Source organism: Nocardia asteroides, from assembly GCF_900637185.1.
Lineage (GTDB): Bacteria > Actinomycetota > Actinomycetes > Mycobacteriales > Mycobacteriaceae > Nocardia > Nocardia asteroides.
On record NZ_LR134352.1, the window covers coordinates 1,068,910 to 1,089,604 of the forward strand.

Sequence of the window (20,695 nt, forward strand, 5' to 3'; positions counted from 1 at the left end):
TCAACAGTGGGACAGGTCAGCGCCAGCAGTTCGATCGTCGTCGCCGCGGATCCGCAGCGCGCCCTCGAAGCGATCGGTGACTACGAGACGGTCCGTCCGCGCATCCTCTCCTCGCACTACCGCGACTACAAGGTCGTCGAGGGCGGCAAGGGCGCGGGCACCGTGGTGGAGTGGACGCTGCAGGCCACCGAGAAGCGCTCGCGCAACGTGCGCGCCGAGGTCACGGTGTCGGATTCGATCCTCACCGAGCGCGACGCCAACTCCTCGATGGTCAACACCTGGACCGTCACCCCGGACGGCGCCGGTTCGCAGGTCACCCTGCGCACCACCTGGACCGGTGCGGGCGGCATCTCCGGCATCTTCGAGGGCATCTTCGCCCCGCTCGGCCTGAAGAAGATCCAGGCCGAGGTGCTGGGCAACCTTCAGCGCGAACTGGCCTGACCGGGCCGGAATTGCCGTCGAGGGCCGTACCGCGTGGATCGCGGTACGGCCCTCGACGCGTTCTACTCCGATTTGCCGATGTCGAAGAGGTTGCCCTCCGGGTCGGCCAGGGTGATCCACTGCTGGCCGTACTCGTCGAAGTCGCCGATGTGCTTGGCGCCCAGGCTGATCGCGCGCTCGGCGTAGTCGCGCCATTCGGCGGAGGCGAAATCCAGGTGCACGGTGTTCTTGCCCGGCGTCTTGTCCGGGACCTGGATGAACATGAGCACCGGCAGCGTGCCCGCGGTCTTGCCGACGGTGGCGAAGAACGCCGAGGCCTCCGGGTCGACGGGGCGGTCGAGCAGCTGGGCGTAGAACTGCGCCAGCGCGCTCGCGTCGTGGCAATCGAACGTGACGTTGCCGAGGGCCAGGGTCATCGGTTTTCTCCTTCGGTGATGGGCCAGCACACTTCGGTGCGGTAGTCGGCCGGGTTGTCGGTGAGGTCGGGTCCGACGAGATAGCGCTCGCGGACCGGTTCGCCGGGTGCGAGGGTGTCGTGCTCGGCGACGTGGCTGCCGAGCGCGCCGTAGGTGCGGTCGAAGTCCTCGAACGCGCCGGTGTGCACCGCGATGGCGAAGCGCTGCGCGCCGAATTCGGTGATCCCGAGTCCGGCGGGTGGAACGAGAGCCGCACCGGGCGGCAGCGGGACGTACGCGGTGACCGCGCCCGCGGCCTCGGTGAAGAACTCGGTCGAATAGGTCGCGCCCGCGACGCCGGCCGGGGTGGTTCCGGTGGCGAGCAGGCTGGTGTACAGCCGCTCGAAGGCGGTGCCGCACCAGTCGGCGATGGCGGTGCGGTCGACGACCTCGGTGAGCGTGAGCGCGGTGAACGCCGGTTCGACCCGGTAGTCGACCCGCAGCGGCGGCGCGGGCGCGGTGAGCAGCGCGCGCAGCGAGGCCACCACCTCGCGGGTGCGCTGCAACTCGGCCTCCATCCGGGCCAGGTGGGCGCGCAGGGTGGCGTCGCGGTCGGCCGGGTCGGCGGCGGCGAGCACGGTGCGGATCTCGGGCAGCGGCATGTCGAGATCGCGCAGCCTGCGGATCAGGTGCGCGCGTTCCACCTGGTCGGTGGCGTAGCGCCGGTATCCGGTGCCTGCGTCCACCGCGACCGGTTCGAGCAGGTCGATCTCGTGGTAGTAGCGCAGGGTCTTGACACTCAGGTGCGTGAGGCGGGCGAACTCGCCGATCGCCACGGTGGCTGTCATACGAACCAGCCAACACCCTCCAGCGGGAGGAGAGTCAACAACTCACGCGGGTGCCAGCACGAAGGCGGCCATCAGCGGCCAGTCGTTCTCGCGCCACCACGAGTAGCCGAACCAGACGCCCGGGACGATCTCGCGGATCTCGTCGTACACCTGCGGCGTCGGCGACGGCGCGTAGTTCAGCGCCCAGGTGGGGCCGCCGTCGAGGATGGACGGCGCCCGGTAGACGTCGGCCGGGAACGCCTCGATGCCGGCGCCGGTGACGCGGTTGGTGAGGGTGCCGCCGTCGGGGCCGGTGCGGAAGACCTTGCCGATCCACAGGGCCGCCGCCTGCGGCGCGAACTGCGGCGGGCGGGTCACCCAGCCGTTGGTGACGCCGGTCGGCACGGCGCCGTCGCGCGCGTCGCGGTAGATCTGGTCCTGCTGGGTGACGTTGCAGCGAAAACGCAGCGAATCCAAGGTCGCCGCGGAGTTGCCCGGGTCGACCACGCAGCCGCCGCCGTAGTCGGCGACCGCGGCGACGGGGTCGGCGTGCGCGGTGGCCGGGCCGATGATCAGCAGGCCGGCGGCCGTGGCGAGCAGGGACGCGCGGATGACACTCATCAGTTCTCCCTCGGTTTGCCGTACCAGGTCCCGACCCCGTCCGATCCTAGGCGGGGTGGTCGCGGCTGGATCGTTCGCGAGCAGGCAGCAACCAAGCTGTTACCGCGAAGGTCACGGATAACGACCCGGTCGGTATGCCTCGTGCGGGCACCGGGTGTGGGAGTATCCCGGCGGCGCGTGAGGACTACGCTTGACGCGGACGAACTTCTAGAGAGGACGTGCTGTGCAACCCGATGGTGGTCAGTTCGATATGCAGGCTCTGCTCGCGCAGGCTCAGCAGATGCAGCAGGCGGTGATGCAGGCGCAGGCCGAGCTCGCCGAGTCCGAAGTGCAGGGTCAGGCCGGCGGCGGTCTGGTCCAGGCCACCCTCAAGGTGAGCGGCGAGGTCCAGTCGCTGACGATCGACCCCAAGGTCGTCGACCCGTCCGATGTCGACGGGCTGCAGGACCTGGTGATCGGCGCGATCAACGACGCCATGGCCAACGCGCAGAAGCTGGCCGCCGAGCGTCTCGGCCCGCTCTCGCAGGGCCTCGGCGGCGGCTCGATGCCCGGTCTGCCTGATTTCTGATGTATGAGGGGCCGGTTCAGGATCTGATCGACGAGCTGGGCAAGCTTCCCGGCGTCGGTCCGAAGAGCGCACAGCGCATCGCCTTCCACCTGTTGCAGGTGGAGCCGCCGGAGATCGACCGGTTGCAGGCCGCATTGCAGAAGGTGCGCGACGGCGTGCAGTTCTGCGTGTCGTGCGGCACTGTCGCCGACGGCGAGCTGTGCCGGATCTGTGCCGACCCGCGCCGCGACCGCACGATGATCTGTGTGGTCGAGGAACCCAAGGACGTGCAGGCGATCGAGCGCACCCGTGAGTTCCGTGGTCGCTACCACGTGCTCGGCGGTGCGCTCGATCCGCTCAGCGGCGTTGGGCCCGACCAGCTGCGGATCCGGGAACTGCTGACCCGCATCGGCAACCAGGACGACGGCGTGGACGTGAGCGAGGTGATCATCGCGACCGACCCGAACACCGAGGGCGAGGCGACGGCCACCTACCTGGTACGCATGCTGCGCGATTTCCCCGGACTCACCGTCACCCGGCTGGCCTCGGGCCTGCCGATGGGTGGGGACTTGGAGTTCGCCGACGAGCTGACCCTGGGCCGCGCCCTGTCCGGCAGGCGCGCGCTCTAGAACTCCACCCGGGTCCAGCTCACCCCGGCGCCCGCGTCGGGGTTCTCGGTGGTCCAGTCCCAGATGATGCGGGCCACCTGCGCCGGATCCTCGACGGTGGTGCCGTAGTGCCGGTCGGGCGAGCCGTCGCGGTATTCCAGGGTGTAGGGGCCGCCCGGGTCGCGGTAGGTCTGGATGTAGCGCTGCTCGCCGCGCTCGACGATCAGGTACGGGTTGGGGTCGGCCAGCCCGGCCACCCAGCGGTGCGCCAGTTCCTCGGTGAGGTACGGGAATTCGCCCGCGCCGCCGTGCGTGACGGCGATCGGCACGTGCCCGGCGGGGTCGATCAGCCAGGACAGCTGCGGGTCGTAGACGGCGTACCCGCGCGGGGTGGCCAGGTCGAAGAGCAGCGTGCGGACGAAGCCGATCGCGTCGTACGGGGACGGGATGTAGAGGGTGGAGCCGTTCGCGCCGCCCACGGATTCGACACTGAGGAACGAGTCGTCCACGGGTAGTTCGGCGTTGCGCGCGTTCAGTTCGGTGGCGATCTCCACGATCGCCGCCGACTCGGGCTGACCTTCCTGGGCGGCCAGGTACGCGTCCACCTCGTCGACGGAGGTGGCGACGCCGGACGGCAAGAGGATGTGGTCGTAGCTCACCCGGTCAGCCTACGGGGCGGTCGGTTCGCGCTGGTCGGGCAGGCAGTGTTGCCTGCGGGTTTCGACTCGGTGCCCGTCGGGAAACTCCGGTTTCGTCAGCCCGCGCCGCGCCGGTGGGGTGTGGTCAACTACAAGCATGGGCATCAAGGTGTCACTCGAGCACCGGACCGCGTACTCCTTCGACCGTCTCGTCGAGGTGCATCCGCACGAGGTGCGGTTACGGCCCGCGCCGCATTCGCGCACCCCGATCGAGGCCTATTCGCTCGAGGTGACGCCCGCCGCGCACTTCGTGAACTGGCAGCAGGACGCCTTCGGCAATTTCGTTGCGCGGCTGGTGTTCCCGGAGCCGACCAGGGAGCTGTCGATCACCGTCGGGCTGATCGCCGACCTGGAGGTGGTCAACCCGTTCGACTTCTTCGTCGAGGACTACGCCGAGTACTACCCGTTCGCCTATCCCGCGGCGCTGGCCGCCGACCTCGAGCCGTATCTGCGTCCGGTCGACGAGGACGGGCCGGGCTCGGGGCCGGGGGAGGCGCTGCGCGACTGGGTGCGGGTGCATCGCGCGCAGGGGCGGCTGCGGTCCATCGACTACCTGGTGGAACTGAACTACGCCCTGCGCAACACCGTCGACTACACCGTGCGGATGGAACCGGGCGTGCAGACACCCGACCACACCCTGCGCACCCGGCTCGGTTCCTGCCGTGATTCGGCCTGGCTGCTCGTCGGGATCCTGCGGGAGCTGGGGCTGGCGGCGCGGTTCGTGTCCGGGTATCTGGTGCAGCTCACCTCGGACACCCCGTCACTGGACGGTCCGTCGGGGCCGAGCGCCGACTTCACCGACCTGCACGCCTGGACCGAGGTGTATCTGCCCGGCGCGGGCTGGATCGGCATGGACCCCACGTCCGGGCTGTTCGCCGGTGAGGGGCACATCCCGCTGGCGGCGACCCCGCACCCCGGCGCGGCCGCGCCGATCACCGGCGCCACCGGGATCACCGAGGCCACCCTCGATTTCACCAATGTGGTCCGCCGGGTCCACGAGGACCCGCGAGTCACCCTGCCCTACACCGACTCCCAGTGGGAGCGGATCACCGCCGCAGGCGCCGCGATCGACAAGCGGATGGCCGCCGCCGACGTGGGCCTCACCATGGGCGGCGAGCCCACCTTCGTCTCCATCGACGACCAGATGAGCCCCCAGTGGACCACCGACGCCGACGGCCCGCACAAACGCGAACGCGCCGTCGACCTGTCCGACCGCCTTCGCGCCATCTATGCCCCCACCGGCCTGGTCCAGTACCGCCAGGGCAAGTGGTACCCCGGAGAACCGTTGCCGCGCTGGGAGATCGCCATCGCCTGGCGCGCCGACGGCGAGCCGGTGTGGACCCGCCAGGACCTCCTCGCCGACCCGTGGTCGCCGGTGGACGGCGAGCCGCGTCCGGGCGGGGATGCCGCGCCGTCAGCCGATCCAGGCCAGGCTCGGCCCGAGACCGCAGCAGAGCCCGCGGCGTCGGCCACGCACGGTATCGCCGAGTCCACTCCAGCCGACCAACCCGCGCCCCAGGCGACGACATCGCGGCCGAACACTGCGGCAGCACGGTCCGTGGCTGTGCCGGCGCCGGGCGGGCATACGACTGAAGTCGCGCCGCACACTGCGGTAGCCGGGTCTGTGGCTGTGCCGACGGAGGGCGGGCAGACGACTGAAGTCGCGCCGCGCACTGCGACGGGTGGGTCTGCGGCCGCGCCGAGCGGCGAACCCGAGACGGTCGGCCGATCAACGGCTGCCACGCACGAGCCGGTGGCAGGCGAGGAGGTGGCGACGCAATCGCGCACCGAGGCGGTCGAGTCCTCGGCTATGCCGACGGCGGGCGAGCAGACGACGGAGTCGCAGCCGCAGAATGCCGCTGGGTCTGCGGGTGCGCCGGTGGTCGAATCGGCGGTGGCGGGTGCGGCGCGGCGCAGTGCGCAGGCGGCGGTGGAGGCGGCGGCATCGCTGGTCGCCCATATCGCGGGCGCGCTCGGCTTGCCGGATACGCAGGTGCGTCCGGCGTTCGAGGATCCGCTGGCCCGGTTGGCCGCCACAGTGACCGCGCCGGTCGGGGAGCCGCCGGTGGACGATCTCGATCCGGCGGCGGATTCGCCGGTGGCCCGGCGGACGCTGCTCGGGCGGCTCGACGAGGCCGTCAACGATCCGGCGGCCTTCGTGCTGCCCCTGCATCGGCGGGCCGACGGTGCGGGCTGGGCCAGCGCGGACTGGCAGCTGCGCCGCGGCCGGGACGACGGTGGGCCGGGGCGGATCGTGCTGGCCGACGGCGATTCGCCCGCGGGCCTGCGGCTTCCGCTGGGCTCCGTGTCCTGGCACACGCCTCCCGCGCCGCCGGAGGCCGATCCGCTGTTCCAGGGACCGCTGCGGGCGCCGCGCGAGGAACCGCCCGCGGAACTGGAACCGGCGGACTTCACCCCGACCACCGCGCTGGTCGCCGAGGTCAGGGCGGGCCGGTTGCATGTGTTCCTGCCGCCGCTGGCCGAACTCGACGACTTCCTCGACCTGGTCGCGAAGGTGGAGGCGGCGGCCGTCGCACTCGATCAGCCGGTGGTGCTGGAGGGCTACGCGCCGCCGAACGACCCACGGCTGCACACCTTCTCGGTGACCCCCGATCCCGGCGTCATCGAGGTCAACATCATGCCGACGGGCTCGTTCGCCGAGCAGGCCGACGTACTGAGCACCCTGTACGCCCAGGCCAGGCTGGCCCGGCTGAGCACCGAGTCGTTCGAGGTGGACGGCACGCACGGCGGCACCGGCGGTGGCAACCACATCACCCTGGGCGGGGTGACGCCCGCGCGCTCGCCGCTGCTGCGCAGGCCGGATCTGCTGGTGTCGATGCTGACCTACTGGCAGCGTCATCCGGCGCTGTCGTACCTGTTCGCGGGCCGGTTCGTCGGCCCGACCTCGCAGGCGCCCCGAGCCGACGAGGGCCGCGAGGACGCGCTGTACGAACTCGAGATCGCCTTCGCCGAGATCGCCCGCCTCACCGCCGAGCAGACCGGCGGTGAACCGGCGCCCGCCGAGATCCAGTCGGCGCCATGGCATATCGACCGCGCGCTGCGTCACCTGCTGACCGACCTCACCGGCAACACCCATCGCGCCGAGTTCTGCATCGACAAGCTCTACAGTCCCGACTCCGCGCGCGGCAGGCTGGGCCTGCTGGAACTGCGCGGCTTCGAGATGCCGCCGCACTTCCAGATGGCCATGGTGCAGTCGCTGCTGGTCCGCGGCCTGGTCGCGATGTTCTGGGACCGGCCCTACCGCGCGCCGCTGCTGCGTCACGGCGCGAATCTGCACGGCCGCTACCTGCTGCCGCACTTCCTGGAAGCCGATATCGCCGAGGTCGCCGCCGACCTGCGCGCGCACGGCGTCGATTTCGACACCAGCTGGCTCGATCCCTTCACCGAGTTCCGGTTCCCGCGCATCGGCACCGCGATGATCGGCGACGCGGAACTGGAACTGCGCGGCGCGATCGAACCCTGGCTGACCCTGGGTGAGCAGACCACCGGCCAGGGCACCGCGCGCTATGTCGACTCCTCGGTCGAGCGGTTGCAGGTACGGCTGGTCGGCGCCGATCGCGGGCGGTTCGTGCTCACCTGCAACGGCATGCCGGTACCGCTGCTGGCCACCGACAAGGCCGACGTGCAGGTCGCGGGCGTGCGCTATCGCGCCTGGCAGCCGCCGAATTCGCTGCACCCGTCCATCACCGTGGACGCGCCGCTGGTCTTCGACCTGGTCGACGCCGCGACCGGCCTCTCGCACGGCGGCTGCACGTATCACGTGGCGCACCCCGGCGGCCGCGCCTACGACGACGCGCCCGTCAACGCGGTGGCGGCCCAGTCGCGTCGCAATCGCCGGTTCGAGGCCGCGGGACATACGGTGAATCCGCTCGACCCCGCCGAACTCCGTGCGAGGATCGCGGCGCAGTCGACCGATGTCGGCGCGCCGGGCATCCTGGATCTACGTCGCGCGCGCACCGTGTGGGGTGCGCACGACAACCAGTGACCACTATCAACCTCGCCCAACCACAGCACTCCCCGATCTCGAAGCGGGGACGGTCGCGTAGCGGCCGGTTCGCGGCCGTCCCGTCGGTCAGGTGCCGTTGCGTAGGCGACGAAGGAGCAAGCGACGGTGCCTGACCGACGGGACACGACGGGCCGCGAACGACGCGGCGTCCTCGCCGCCACTGACGCGGCCGAACAGTTCGCCCGGTATCGGGCCGAGAGCAAGGCGGGCTCGCGGTTCGACGAGTGCGGCAGGCCGACCCAGGGCTACTACGACGAGCTGGTCGACGGTCGCGGCCGGGTGCGCTCCATGTGGTCGGAACTCTCGGCCGACTTCGTGGACCAGGGCATCGGCGGACTCGGCCGGATCGATCACCGGGTGCGCAGGCAGATCGAGGACGACGGCGTCACCTACACCGAGGTCGGGCTCGGCGACGACACGGCGACCCCGATGCCGTGGCGGCTCGACCCCATCCCGCTACTGGTCTCGGCCGACGACTGGACCCGGCTGGAGAGCGGCCTGACACAGCGCTCGCTGGTGCTCGACGAGGTACTCACCGACGTCTACGGTCCACGCAGGCTGATCGGGTCCGGGCTGCTGCCGCCGGAGATCGTCTTCGGCAGCACCGGGTATGTGCGGGCCGCGCACGGCATCACCATTCCCGGCACGCACCAGCTGTTCCTGCACGCCTGCGACATCAGCCGCTGGAGCGACGGGCAGTTCCGGGTGCTGGCCGACTGGGCGCAGGCCCCCTCGGGCGCCGGCTACGCGCTGGCCGACCGTCGCGTCGTCGCCTCGGCCATTCCGGAGGCGTTCGAGCACGCGGGCCCGCGCCCGCTCACCCCGTTCGCCAGGGCCATGCGCTTGATGCTGGAGGAAGCCGCGCCGGAGCTGGCCGACGGCGAGGAGCCGGTCGTGGTGGTGCTGAGCCCGGGCTCGCACTCCGAAACCGCGTTCGACCAGGCCTATCTCGCGCAGATGCTGGGTTTCCCGCTGGTCGAGAGCGCCGACCTGGTGGTTCGCGACGGCGCGCTGTGGATGCGCTCGCTGGGCAGCCTGGAACGGGTCGACGTGGTGCTGCGCCGCGTGGACGCCGAGTTCTCCGATCCGCTGGACCTGCGGCCGGATTCGCGCCTCGGCGTGGTCGGGCTGGTCGAGGTGCTGCGCCGGGGCGCGGTGACGGTGGTGAACACCCTCGGCAGTGGGCTACTGGAATCGCCCGCGCTGAGCGCGTTCCTGCCCCGGATCGCGCGGTCGGTGCTCGGGGAGGATCTGCTGCTCGACGGCACGCCCGCCTACTGGGGTGGCGACGACACCGAGCGCGCGCACCTCGTCACCCACCTCGGTGACCTGGTGATCCGCTCGGCCGTCGACGGGTCGACCATCTTCGGCCCCAGCCTGGCCGCCGCCGAACGCGACGAACTCGCCGCCCGGATCGAGACGGAGCGCTGGAAGTGGGTGGGGCAGGAGCCCGCCGAGTTCTCGGTGGCCCCGGCCGTGGAAGGGGAGGCGGGGCTGGCGCCCGCGCCGGTCGGCATGCGGTTGTTCTCGCTGGCCCGGCGCGGGGGCTACACGGCCATGTCGGGTGGGCTGGGTCAGCAGCGGATGCGGCTGGAACCCACCCGCAGCGTGATCAAGGTGGCGGCCAAGGACGTGTGGGTGCGCGCCGCGCCCGCGCCCGCCGTGGCGACCGAGGTGCCGCACGAGGAGCGGTTGCGCCGGGCGATCCCGGTCGTCGACGCGATCAGCTCGCCGCGCGTGCTCAACGACCAGTTCTGGATGGGCCGCTACAGCGAGCGCGCCGAGGCGATGGTCCGGCTGCTGGCCGCGACCCACGACGTCTACCAGGACTACCGCTACCGGCCCTGGCTGGAAGGCGCCGACGCGCTGCCGATCCTGATGCGCGCCCTCTCGGTGACCACGGGCACGAACGCGCCGGAATCGGTGCTGGCCACGGTGGCGAGCTCGGGCGGCGCGCTCGTGCAGGTGCAGTCGAGCGACGGAGGGGCCTCCGCGCGCAGCGCCGGCCCCGGCTCCGACGGCGGCCAGGTCGATCCAGGTGCGGGTGGCCGGGCAACCGGATCGGCCCGACCAGGCTCCGATGGCAGCCGGGCCGATCGCGGCGCGGCGCGAAGCGATTCCGGTGACCAGGGTGTCGGCGGGAAGGACGCCGATTCGGCTCGGCGCGCCGATGACGCGCCGGATTCCACTGCGGCGGAAGAGAATTCCGAGGACACCGCCGCGTGGGAGCGTGCCGGGACCAGTGCGCTGGCACGTGCTCTGCGGACCACCGGCAGCGCTGCCGACCGGGCGCCGGAGTCGGCTGACGACGACGGCGCACGTCCGCGCGACGGGCAGAAGAAGTCCGCCGCCCGGCCGAAGGTAACCGGGAAGCCGGTCAGCGCGGAACCACGCGTCGTGGCAGGCGCGTCCGCCGAGGGCTTCCAGTACCTGGCCACCCTCACCGGCGACCGATACCTGCCCGGCTCGCTGTCCTACGCCGTGGACCACTACGGGTCGGCGGCCAGGGCGGTGCGAGACCAGCTCTCCGCCGACACCTGGATGATCCTCGGTGCCGTCGACCGCGCGCTGGCCGAATTCCGCAGCGCCAGTACCGAACAGGAGACCGCGCTGTCGTCGGTGCATTCGCTGACGCTGGCCGCGCTGCTGTCGCTGTCGGGGATCGGCGCGGAGTCGCTGGTGCGCGACACCGGCTGGTACGTCATGGACATCGGCAAGCGGATCGAACGCGGCCTCGCGCTGACCTCACTGCTGAAAGCCACGCTGTCCCAGGCCAGCCCGCCCGAGGTGGAACGGGTGGTCACCGACACGATCCTGGTCGCCGCCGAGTCGGCCGTGATCTACCGTCGCAGGCATCGTGGCTCGGCCCATGTCGCCGCGCTGGCGGGACTGCTGCTGTTCGACCCGGGCAATCCGCGCTCGCTGATCTACCAGCTCGACCGGCTGGAAGCCGACTTCCAGGCACTGCCCGGCGGCGCGGGCGCGTCGCGTTCGCAGCGGCTGCTCGCCGACGCCCAGCGCATGCTGCGCCGCGTCGACCCGGCGGACCTGGAGAACACCGACGCCGACGGTGTGCGCACCGAACTGGTGGAACTGCTGGAAGGGGTGCACTTGCGGCTGCGCAAGCTGTCGGAGTCGTTCGAGGCGACCAAGCTCGCGGTGCCGGTGAGCATCCAGCCGCTGTGGGGCAACACCAGGATGGTCGGATGAGCAGGCGCTACCAGGTGACGCACCGGACCACCTACCGCTACTCCGACGAAGTCACCAGTTCCTACGGCCGCGCCTATCTGACGCCGCGCGAGTTCACCGGGCAGCGACTGCTCGAGCACGACATCTACATCGACCCGGTGCCGTCGGACCGTTCGGTGGGCAACGACGTGTACGGCAATACCACCACGTATTTCCATGTCACCTCGGAACATCGGACGCTGGAGGTCACCGGCGAATCGCTCGTCGACGTCGACGGCGTGCCGCCCGCGTCGATCGACGGGGTGGACATCGCGTGGGAGTCGGCGCGCCCGAGCACCGGCACCGGCCCGCTCGCCGTCGAATTCACCCTCGACCTGCTGCCCCCGGAGATCACCCCGGAGGTCGTCGCCTACGCGGAGCGCAGTTTCGCGCCGGGCAGGCCGCTGCTCGACGCGGTCACCGAGCTGAACACCCGGATCCACCAGGACTTCCGGTATCGCTCCGGCTCGACCACGGTGAGCACCAGCGTCGCCGACGTGTTCGTCGCGCGCGAGGGCGTCTGCCAGGACTTCGCCCGGATCGGCGCCGCCTGCCTGCGGTCGCAGGGGCTGGCCGCGCGCTATGTCTCGGGCTATCTCGCCACCGATCCGCCGCCCGGCAAGGAGCGCATGGTCGGGGTCGACGCCACCCACGCGTGGGCCGCGGTGTGGCTGCCCGGCACCGACGAGACCGACCGCACCGGCCGCTGGATCGCCTTCGACCCCACCAACGACCAGTTCGCGGACGAGCGCTACGTGACCGTGGCGTGGGGCCGTGACTACCAGGATGTGCCGCCGCTGCGTGGCATCATCTACACCGACGCCAAACAGTCCACGATCACGGTCTCGGTCGATGTAGCCCCGGTGGAGGTGTAGTCCTGTGCGTGATTTCGTCTGCCCCAATTGCGGTCAGCAGCTGGCTTTCGAGAACTCGGTGTGCCTGTCGTGTTCGAGCCCGCTCGGTTTCAGCCTGCGGGAGCGGGCGCTGGTCGTGATCGGTGACCCGCCCGGGGACGCGGCGATCGATCACGCGGGCGGCGTGGTCGACGGTGACCGTTTCCGGCTGTGCGACAACCTGCATGTGGCGCAGTGCAATTGGCTGGTGTCGACGACCGCGCAGAGCTCGGGCCCGATGCTGTGCGAGTCGTGCGCGCTGACCCGCACCCGGCCCAACGACGCCGACCTCGACGGCCTGGCCGCCTTCGCCGAGGCCGAGGCGGCCAAGCGGCGGTTGATCTTCGAGCTGGTCGAGCTGGGATTACCGATCGTCGGCCGCGATGTCGACCCCACTCACGGCCTGGCCTTCGATCTGCTGTCCAGCCGCACCGACGGGGTACTCACCGGCCACATCGACGGCGTCGTCACCCTCGACCTGGCCGAGGCCGACGACCCGCACCGCGAGCAGTTGCGCATCGAGATGGCCGAGCCGTATCGCACGCTGCTGGGGCATTTCCGGCACGAGATCGGGCACTACTACTTCACCGTGCTGGTCACCGGCGACGACGCGATGAGCCGTTTCCGCGACCTGTTCGGCGACCCCTTCGCCGACTACCAGGACGCGCTGAACCGGCACTACTCCGACGGTGCGCCGCCCGGTTGGGAGGGCGACTACGTCTCCTCCTACGCCACCATGCACGCCGCCGAGGATTGGGCCGAGACCTTCGCCCACTACCTGCACATCCGCGACACCCTCGACACCGCGGCGGCCTTCGGCTTCGCGCCCGCCGGCGCCACGCTGGATCGGCCGCAGGTCGGACGGGCCGGGTTCGACAAGATCATCGAGTTGTGGCTGCCGCTGGCCTGGTCGCTGAACATGGTCAACCGCTCGATGGGACACGACGATCTGTATCCCTTCGTACTGCCCGATCATGTCCTGGAGAAGATGCGGTTCGTGCACGAGCTGTGTGAACGCAGCGACTCGGCGGCGCAGTCGGTGTCGATCGCCGGATAGCCGCCGCCCGATTCGCCCGATTTCGCTGCGATCTGGGTCACACCTGCCTATCCTCTCTCTTTGAGACCAGCGCGTCTCAAACCCGGTGCCGCCGGGCCGCTCGATGAGGATGGCTATGAACTCACCCCTGGTTTCCGTCGGACTGCCGCTGGCCCTGGCCGTGATCATGTTCGGCTTGGGACTCTCGCTCACCGTCGCCGACTTCACCCGGATCGCGAAGAGTCCGCGCATCGTCGCGATCGCGCTGCTGTGCCAGGTGGTCGCGCTGCCGATCGTCGCGTTCGGGCTGGTGCTGCTGTTCGATCTGCCCGCGATCCTCGCGGTCGGGATGCTGCTGCTGGCCTCGTCGCCGGGCGGGACCACGGCGAATCTGTTCAGCCACCTGTTCCGGGGCGATGTGGCGCTGAATGTCTCGCTGACGGCGGTGAACTCGGTCATCGCCGTGGTCACCGTGCCGCTGGTGACCAACTTCGCGATCGGCTACTTCGATCCGGCCGAAGGGGGCGACTCGCTCGGCCTGCAATTCGGCAAGGTGCTGCAGGTGTTCGCGATCGTGCTGGTCCCGGTCGCGATCGGCATGCTGGTGCGGCGCGCCTCGGCCGCCTTCGCCGACCGGATGGACCGCCCGGTGCGGATCGGCTCGGCGGTGACCCTGCTGCTGGTGATCCTCGGGACCGTCGCCACCGAAGCCGACACCCTCACCGACTCGTTCGTGCAGGTCGGCGGCATCACCGCGGTGTTCTGCGTGCTCAGCCTGACTGTCGGCTACTTCCTGCCCCGCCTGCTCGGCGTACCGGACCGCCAGTCCATCGCCTGCTCCATGGAGGTCGGCATCCACAACAGCACCATCGCCATCACCATCGCGGTGAGCGTCCTCGACAGCACCGAGATGGCCGTCCCCGCCGCCATCTACGGCATGCTCATGTTCCCCCTCGCCGCCGCCTTCGGCTTCCTCATCACCCGCGGACCCACCCGAACCACGGTCGCCGCGACGGAGTGAATTTGCCGGTGGACAGCCCCGAAACACCGGACTAACCTCTTAGCTAAGGAGGCGTCATGGCAGGTAACGCGGCGGAGCAGTTCAATATTCACGACGCGAAGACGAACCTGTCGCGCATCATCGAGCGGGTGGAGCAGGGGGAGGAAATTGTGATCAGTCGTGCCGGAACGCCGGTGGCCAGAGTGGTGCCGTTGACGCGTCGGGTGAACCGGACGGGCCGCGGCTCGTTGCGCGGTCGGCTGGAGTTGTCCCCGGGCTGGGATTCGCCCGAGGCCGACGCCGAGATCGCGCGCGACTTCGACGCATGAGCCTGCTGCTGGACACCCACGTCATCCTGTGGTGGCTCACCGACGATCCGGCCCTCGGCGCGGACCTGCGCGATCGGCTCGACCACGACCCGGATGTCTACGTCAGCTCGGCCTCGATCTGGGAGATCGCGATGAAGCAGGCATCGGGCAAGCTGGCGGGTCCGGCCGACCTGCCCGAGCGAGTGGTCGGCAGTGGGTTCCTGCCGTTGCCCATCGACGCGCGGCACACCATCGAAGCCGCGCGGCTGCCGTCGATCCATCGCGATCCGTTCGACCGGATCCTGGTGGCGCAGGCCCGGTGTGAGGAGCTGACGCTCGTCACCCGGGATCCTTATTGCCTGCGCTACGACGTCGCCGTGCTGGAGCTCTAGGCGCGGAGGCGTTCGCGGCGGAGGCGGTCGACCTCGGGGAGGTCGAGGGGGGTGAGGTCGGTGGCGGGGATGCCGAGGGCGCGGGCGATGAGGTGGTCGGCGAGTTCGGGGTTGCGGGCCAGGGCGGGACCGTGCAGGTAGGTGCCGATGACCGAGCCCTGGACGACGCCCTCGGTACCGTCGCCGACGCCGTTGCCGACGCCGCGGGTCACCTTGGCCAGCGGGGCGGCGTCGGGGCCGAGGCGGGTGCCGCCGCGGTGGTTCTCGAAACCGGTGAGCGGGGCCGACAGGCCGGCCAGCACGGGCGCGGTGGTCACCTCGCCGATGGCGCGGGTGGCCTGGGGCGAGGTGGTGACGTCGAACAGGCCGACGCCGTCGACCTTCTCGCCCGCCGAGGTCTCGTACCAGTTGCCGAGCACCTGGATGGCCGCGCAGATCGCCAGCACCGGCGCGCCCTTGGCGGCGGCCTGCTGCAGGCCGGGGTACTTCTGCAGGTGCCGGGTGGCCAGGCGCTGGGCCGAGTCCTCGGCGCCGCCGAGGGTGTAGATGTCGAACGAGTCCGGGACCGGGTCGGCCAGGGTGATGTCGACGATCTCGGCGTCGTAGCCGCGCATACGCAGCCGCTGCCGCAGCACCAGCGCGTTCCCGCCGTCGCCGTAGGTGCCCATCACGTCGGGCAGGACCAGGCCGATACGAATAGTCGACTCGCTCATGCGCGTCCCTCCAGGTCGCGGTTGAGATCGCGGAACGCGGTGTAGTTGGCCAGCACCTCGACGTGCCCGGCGGGGCAGGAGGCGATCGCGCGCAGCGGGTCGGGGATCAGCGTGTGCTCCACCCCGGCGTAGGTGAGGCGCACCGCCAGGTCGGTGGCGCGTTCGCCGGCGGCCACCACCTGCACGCCCTCGAAGTGCTCGAATCGCACGTCCCACAACCAGGACAGGTCCTCGCCGTCGGGCACCTGCCCGTTCACCGCGATGACCAGTCCGGCCGAGGTCGGCTCGATCATCGACAGCGCCTCCTGCCAGCCGGCCGGGTTCTTGGCCAGCAGCAGGCGCGCGTCGTGCTCGCCCACGGTGACGGTGCGGTACCGGCCCGCGATCTCGCGCACGGTGCCGGTGGCATCGGTCGCCTTGGCCGGTTCGGCGCCCAGCGCCACCGCCGCGGCGACGGCCTGGGCCGCGTTGCCGCGATTGGCCCGGCCCGGCAGCGCCAGGTGCAGGGGGGCGCGGAAACCGTCGGGGCCGCAGAGGTCTTCGCCCTCGAGCCACCAATCGGGCTGGGGGCGATGGAAATCGGCGCCGGTGGAGCGCCAGTTCTCGCCCTCCCAGATGATCGGCTCGCCGCTGCGCGGACAGCTGGTGGAGTCGACCGCCCAGCCGCTGCCCGCCGACACCCACACGACGTTCGGGTGGTCGTAGGCGATGGAGGCGACCAGCACGTCGTCGCAGTTGGCGATGACGACGGTGTCCGGGTGACGGGCCAGCCCGGCGCGCAGCTTGCGCTCGATCATGTTGATCTCGCCGACGCGGTCGAGCTGGTCGCGGCTCAGGTTCAGCAGCACGACGGCGGCCGGGTCGAGCGCGTCGCTCACATGCGGCAGGTGCAGCTCGTCGACCTCGATCGCGGCCAGCGGCACGCCCTGGTGCACGCTCAGCGCCGCGACGATGCCCGCGTCCATATTGGCGCCGTCGGCCTGGGTGGCGACCTGCCCCAGCGAACCGAGCGCCGCGGTGGTCATCCTGGTGGTGGTGGACTTGCCATTGGTGCCGGTGATCAGCACCGTCCGCCTGCCGCGCCCGAGCTGCGTCATGATCGTCGGATCGATCTTCAACGCGATCAGGCCGCCGATCATCGAACCCTTGCCGCGGCCCGCCTTCTGCGATGCCCACGACGCTGCCGCCGCCGCTCGCAAAGCCAGGCGCCCACGCACCGAGATGTCTGCCACGCCGCGAGTCTATGTGCGTGCCCTGGCGCGGCGCGTGCGGGAGCGGTGTGAGCTGTGTCCGCCCAGCCGCACCGGGGACGTAAGCCGCACCGCCGGGCTGTGTCAGCCCATCCGCGAGACCAGGGTGCGCACCACTTCGGCGGTGACCTCGTCGCGCCAGATCTGGAAGCGGGCCGGACTGTCCAGGCCGCCCACGGTGGAGTCGCCGGTGACGGTGAAGGCGAAGTTGCGGTGGTAGCAGGCCACCGAGGACTCGATGATCTTGCCGTAGGTGCACTCGGTGGCGCCCCACGCCGCGGGCGCCACCGGGTCGCCGCTGAAGCGCTTCATGTCGGCGTAGTAGGCCGCGACGGCGTTCTCCTCGCCGACCCGGGAGAACGTCAGGGTGATCTTGGTATTGCCCGCCGACTCGCGCAGGTCGGGGAGGTCGAAGGCGAACTGGCAGCCGCCCTGGGCGATATTGCGCACCGATTCGTCGACGATCTGCACGGTCTGCGGGGTCCGGGTGAGGCCGGTGGCCTGCGGCAGGATCGCGGTGATCTCGGCGTCGGTGAGCACGGCGCAGGCGTCGGGCCAGTTCTCGACGGTGGCGGGCAGTGTCGCGGCGAGCGGCGCGGCCGCGGGTGCCGCGTCACCGAAGTCGATCGCGGGCGGCCCGACCGGTCCGCACGCGCTCAATGCCACCGCCGCCGCGGCGATCGGGCCAGCCGTGCGCCACCCACGCAGAATCACCGGAAATCCCCCCGCTATCGCCAAGTTTCAACAGTCGCTGGCTATTGTGCGGCCAACCGGACCGAGAAGCAATGTGGCTCTGTTCGTTTCCACCGGATCACATCGGGTCGTCGAACATATTGGGTAATCCTCTGGCGTACCGGTCGGCGTCGATCAGCCGCAACGGCTCCAATTCGGGGGTGCGGCGCAGCCGGAAAGTGCGGCAGCGCTGGGCCGATGAGCCCGCGACGTCGAGCAGCGCGTTCACCGCGGCGCGCGCGGATTCGTTCGCGCCTTCCATTGTCGCGAGGTCGATATCGGTGCGTACGTAATCGCCTGCCAGGAACAGGTTTTCGATCGATCCGTGCGCGTTAGGACGGGCGTCCCACGAGCCCGCGGTATTGATGAGCAACGGATCGGCATTCGCGTTCCGGCTGCCCTGCCAGGTGATCCCCGGATCGAGGAACCACGAATGCACATCGGCGGGCCGCAGCAGTTGTTCGCGGTCGTTCAGGTGGGCTGACAGCTGCGCCCACACCTCGCGGTAGATCTCCTCGTGCGTGCACGCCGTGGCGGGCTTGCCGTAGAGCACGCCGGGGGAGTTCCAGTCGGAGATGTCGATGGAAAGGCAGTCGGCCACCGTGCCGTCGCCGAAGGACGACAGCTTGTTGGCCCACAGCTGGTTCTGGCTGATCGAGGTCAGCGACCACGGCGAATCGACGAACGCGGTGTGCCCGCGCGAGATCCCGAGCGGGGTGCGGAAATAGATCTGGATGCCGTTCATCCAGTCGGTGAACAGGCGCTCGGTGGCGGCCAGTTCCGGCCAGAGCGCGAGCACGGCCGGCGACCACAGTTTCCGGGCCTGCTCGACCGGCATGGCGGTGACGAAGTAGTCGGCCTCCACGGTGCGGCTGCCAGTCGCGTCGGTGATCCGGGCCGCGCCGATCCGCTTGTCGCGCACCACGAGTTCCTCGACCCTGGCACCGAGTTCGAGCCGCACACCGAGGCCTTGCAGGTGCTGCACCCACGGGTTGATCCAGGCGATGTTGGTGGCGTTGTTCAGCACCCGGTCCAGGCCGCCGTCGTTGCCTAGGCCGAGCGGATTGCCCAGGAACTGCTCGCCCATGCCGCCGATGGTGCGGGTGCTGGCCAGATCCTCCTTGGCCGCGACCATGATGCTGGTGAGCGAACGGGACACGATCGCGCGGAACTCGTGCGAGCGTTCGTGACCGCGCACGAAGTCCTGCCAGGAGGTGTGTTCCCACTGGCCGAAGCGCCGGGCCTCGCAGCTGCTGTTGAACACCAGCAGCCGGTTGGCGAAGTAGACGGCCTCGGCGGGCGGCATCTTCGACATGGTCGAGATGGTGGCGGCCAGCGTCTCGCGGATGGCGTCGGGGTGGGTGGTCGGGTTGGTGAAGCCGTCGGGGAGCGCGAGCAGGATGTCGTCGGTGTCGCGGCGGGAGAACCTGGCTTCGGGCACGGTGAGCAGGTTGTTCCACACGCCGTCGGGGTTGCCCGCGACCGGAATGCGGCGCATGGTGTCGGGCAGGTTCTGATAGAAGCCGGGGAAGAAGCGGAAGCCGTGTTCACCGGGCAGATCGGGCCTGCCGTCGCGGCCGGTGCCCGGCACCGGGATGCTGCGCGCCTTGCCGCCGAAGGCCCGCGCCTCGTAGACGGTTACCTCGAAGCCACGTTCGGCCAGCTCGTGCGCGGCGGTGAGCCCGGCGACGCCGCCGCCGAGGACCGCGACCCGCCGCCCGGACGGGGCGCTCAGCGCGACGCCGGGCACTCCCGCCACGGCCCCCGCCGATGCCACTCCCGCTGCGACAGTGCCGCGAAGAAAGGTTCTCCGCGAAACGGGACACCGCTGTTCCGCCATAAGTTGTTCAGCTGCCTTGCTCGAGTTTTGCCTGCTGTTTGCTCTCACTCTAGAGCGCGGCGAAGACCTGGCTGATGCGACCTGCATGTCGTTCGCCGAGCTCGAAACCGACCGGTCACGCGGGAAACGCATCGCACGACCGGTCACATGCTAGCCACAGCCTTCCTGCCCGGAGGTCGATTTGGACGCTAGACCTGGACGAGACCGCGCTCGGCAACCGGGGCGGACGGGCGCCGGAACCGCCGGGTGGTCGTGGCGGCGAACGCGCCCGCGATCACGACGACCCCGCCGAACACCGCCGCCGCCGACGGCCGCTCACCCAGCACCGCCCACGCCGCCGCGATGCCGACGACCGGGACGAGCAGCGACAACGGCGCCACCGTGCCCGCCGGGTAGCGGCTCATCAGATACGTCCACAGGCCCGATCCGCACACCGTCGCCAGGATCGCGATGTAGGCGAGCGCGCCCAGCGCGGGCAGTCCGTCGGCCGAGGAGACGGCCGCGCCGAGCGCGCGGAATCCGGTGTCAGGCCCCTCGACAGCCATCGACAGCGCCAGCAGCGGCAGCACCGGGACCACCGACATCCACAGCGTCAGGTGCAGTGGATCGAAGCCGGGTGAGTCGGCGCCCGCCTGGCGCGCGCCGATATTGCCGAACGCCCAGCCCAGCCCGCCCGCCAGGGTCAGCAGGACCGGCAGCAGGGTCGCGGTGGCCAGCCGGTCCACCCCGATGACGACCATGCCGAGCACCGCGACCGCGAGCCCGCCGATCTGCACCGGCCGCAACCGCTCCCGCAGCAGCACCGCGCCCAGCACCACCGTGAACGGCGCCGAGGATTGCAGCACCAGCGAGGCCAGCCCGGTCGGCATGCCGGTCCGCATCGCGGTGAACAGGAAGGCGAACTGCAGGATGCCGAACCCGGTGCCGTAGAGCAGCAGCCACCGGGTGCGCACGGCCGGGCGGGGCACGAACACCAGCACCGGCACCGCGATCACGGCGAAGCGCAGCGCGGCGAAGAAGAAGGCCGGGAAATGGTCCAGGCCGATCCGGATGGCCAGGAAGTTCAAGCCCCAGAGCACGACGACGGTCAGTCCGAGCAGGCGGTCACGGGTGGTCACGCACTCATCGTGCGGCCCGCT

Annotated in this window: 19 protein-coding genes and 1 pseudogene; 11 read left to right on the forward strand and 9 right to left on the reverse strand. The window is 70.6% G+C overall.

Annotated features, from left to right (window positions below; all coding sequences use genetic code 11):
* Window positions 1-6: 6 nt before the first annotated feature.
* On the forward strand, window positions 7-441 hold the full coding sequence (locus tag EL493_RS05110) for an SRPBCC family protein (protein WP_019044521.1): 435 nt from the start codon (window positions 7-9) through the stop codon (window positions 439-441).
* 62 nt (window positions 442-503) lie between these two features.
* On the opposite strand, the gene EL493_RS05115 is transcribed toward EL493_RS05110, so the two are convergent.
* The 3 genes from EL493_RS05115 to EL493_RS05125 are packed head-to-tail and all read right to left on the reverse strand — an operon-like array spanning window position 504 to window position 2,284.
* Entirely contained in the window at window positions 504-857 is a 354-nt protein-coding gene (locus EL493_RS05115) for a VOC family protein (protein ID WP_019044522.1), read from the reverse strand.
* Window positions 854-1,684 carry a MerR family transcriptional regulator gene (locus EL493_RS05120; protein ID WP_019044523.1) on the reverse strand — a complete coding sequence of 277 codons (831 nt, stop codon included), beginning with the start codon at window positions 1,682-1,684 and terminating at the stop codon, window positions 854-856. Before EL493_RS05120 ends, EL493_RS05115 begins: the two co-directional genes overlap by 4 nt.
* 42 nt (window positions 1,685-1,726) lie before the next feature.
* Window positions 1,727-2,284, reverse strand: a complete 558-nt coding sequence (locus tag EL493_RS05125; RefSeq protein WP_019044524.1) for a hypothetical protein — start codon at window positions 2,282-2,284, stop codon at window positions 1,727-1,729.
* Between the two features lie 250 nt (window positions 2,285-2,534).
* On the opposite strand from EL493_RS05125, the gene EL493_RS05130 reads away from it, so the two are divergent.
* Together EL493_RS05130 and recR are read left to right on the forward strand one after the other, a co-directional pair.
* Window positions 2,535-2,852 (forward strand): YbaB/EbfC family nucleoid-associated protein, encoded by a 318-nt coding sequence (locus EL493_RS05130; RefSeq protein WP_019044525.1) that lies wholly within the window; start codon window positions 2,535-2,537, stop codon window positions 2,850-2,852.
* Window positions 2,852-3,460 carry a recombination mediator RecR gene (gene recR / locus EL493_RS05135; protein WP_019044526.1) on the forward strand — a complete coding sequence of 203 codons (609 nt, stop codon included), beginning with the start codon at window positions 2,852-2,854 and terminating at the stop codon, window positions 3,458-3,460. The genes EL493_RS05130 and recR overlap by 1 nt, the downstream gene beginning before the upstream one ends.
* On the opposite strand, the gene EL493_RS05140 is transcribed toward recR, so the two are convergent.
* A complete protein-coding gene (locus EL493_RS05140) occupies window positions 3,457-4,098 on the reverse strand; it encodes a hypothetical protein (RefSeq protein ID WP_019044527.1) in 642 nt (213 codons plus the stop codon). The genes recR and EL493_RS05140 overlap by 4 nt on opposite strands.
* 136 nt (window positions 4,099-4,234) lie before the next feature.
* On the opposite strand from EL493_RS05140, the pseudogene EL493_RS33825 reads away from it, so the two are divergent.
* From EL493_RS33825 to EL493_RS05180, 8 genes and pseudogenes are all read left to right on the forward strand, one after another.
* Window positions 4,235-4,420, forward strand: a pseudogene (locus EL493_RS33825) (transglutaminase N-terminal domain-containing protein); the annotation flags it as partial.
* Window positions 4,421-4,645: 225 nt separating this feature from the next.
* The gene (locus EL493_RS33830) at window positions 4,646-8,143 is read left to right on the forward strand and encodes a transglutaminase family protein (protein ID WP_407938939.1); all 3,498 of its coding nucleotides are present in this window, start codon (window positions 4,646-4,648) and stop codon (window positions 8,141-8,143) included.
* A 126-nt stretch (window positions 8,144-8,269) separates the two neighbouring features.
* On the forward strand, window positions 8,270-11,374 hold the full coding sequence (locus EL493_RS32910; protein ID WP_019044529.1) for a circularly permuted type 2 ATP-grasp protein: 3,105 nt from the start codon (window positions 8,270-8,272) through the stop codon (window positions 11,372-11,374).
* Complete coding sequence (locus tag EL493_RS05160) at window positions 11,371-12,267, forward strand: transglutaminase family protein (RefSeq protein WP_022566485.1); 897 nt, start codon at window positions 11,371-11,373, stop codon at window positions 12,265-12,267. Before EL493_RS32910 ends, EL493_RS05160 begins: the two co-directional genes overlap by 4 nt.
* Before the next feature lie 4 nt (window positions 12,268-12,271).
* Window positions 12,272-13,342, forward strand: a complete 1,071-nt coding sequence (locus tag EL493_RS05165) for a zinc-binding metallopeptidase family protein (protein WP_019044531.1) — start codon at window positions 12,272-12,274, stop codon at window positions 13,340-13,342.
* Window positions 13,343-13,457: 115 nt separating this feature from the next.
* Entirely contained in the window at window positions 13,458-14,342 is an 885-nt protein-coding gene (locus tag EL493_RS05170; RefSeq protein ID WP_019044532.1) for a bile acid:sodium symporter family protein, read from the forward strand.
* A 56-nt stretch (window positions 14,343-14,398) separates the two neighbouring features.
* Window positions 14,399-14,650, forward strand: coding sequence for a type II toxin-antitoxin system Phd/YefM family antitoxin (locus tag EL493_RS05175; protein WP_019044533.1), 252 nt, complete (start codon window positions 14,399-14,401; stop codon window positions 14,648-14,650).
* On the forward strand, window positions 14,647-15,021 hold the full coding sequence (locus tag EL493_RS05180; protein WP_019044534.1) for a type II toxin-antitoxin system VapC family toxin: 375 nt from the start codon (window positions 14,647-14,649) through the stop codon (window positions 15,019-15,021). Before EL493_RS05175 ends, EL493_RS05180 begins: the two co-directional genes overlap by 4 nt.
* Here EL493_RS05180 and EL493_RS05185 read toward each other — a convergent pair.
* The 5 genes from EL493_RS05185 to EL493_RS05205 form a co-directional block, all read right to left on the reverse strand.
* On the reverse strand, window positions 15,018-15,734 hold the full coding sequence (locus EL493_RS05185; protein WP_022566484.1) for a type 1 glutamine amidotransferase: 717 nt from the start codon (window positions 15,732-15,734) through the stop codon (window positions 15,018-15,020). The genes EL493_RS05180 and EL493_RS05185 overlap by 4 nt on opposite strands.
* Entirely contained in the window at window positions 15,731-16,966 is a 1,236-nt protein-coding gene (locus EL493_RS05190; protein ID WP_022566483.1) for a MurT ligase domain-containing protein, read from the reverse strand. Before EL493_RS05190 ends, EL493_RS05185 begins: the two co-directional genes overlap by 4 nt.
* Before the next feature lie 102 nt (window positions 16,967-17,068).
* The gene (locus EL493_RS05195; RefSeq protein ID WP_019044537.1) at window positions 17,069-17,698 is read right to left on the reverse strand and encodes a hypothetical protein; all 630 of its coding nucleotides are present in this window, start codon (window positions 17,696-17,698) and stop codon (window positions 17,069-17,071) included.
* A gap of 97 nt (window positions 17,699-17,795) precedes the next feature.
* Window positions 17,796-19,556 (reverse strand): hydroxysqualene dehydroxylase, encoded by a 1,761-nt coding sequence (locus EL493_RS05200; protein ID WP_030201841.1) that lies wholly within the window; start codon window positions 19,554-19,556, stop codon window positions 17,796-17,798.
* A 188-nt stretch (window positions 19,557-19,744) separates the two neighbouring features.
* Window positions 19,745-20,674, reverse strand: a complete 930-nt coding sequence (locus EL493_RS05205) for an EamA family transporter (protein ID WP_019044539.1) — start codon at window positions 20,672-20,674, stop codon at window positions 19,745-19,747.
* Between the last annotated feature and the right edge of the window lie 21 nt (window positions 20,675-20,695).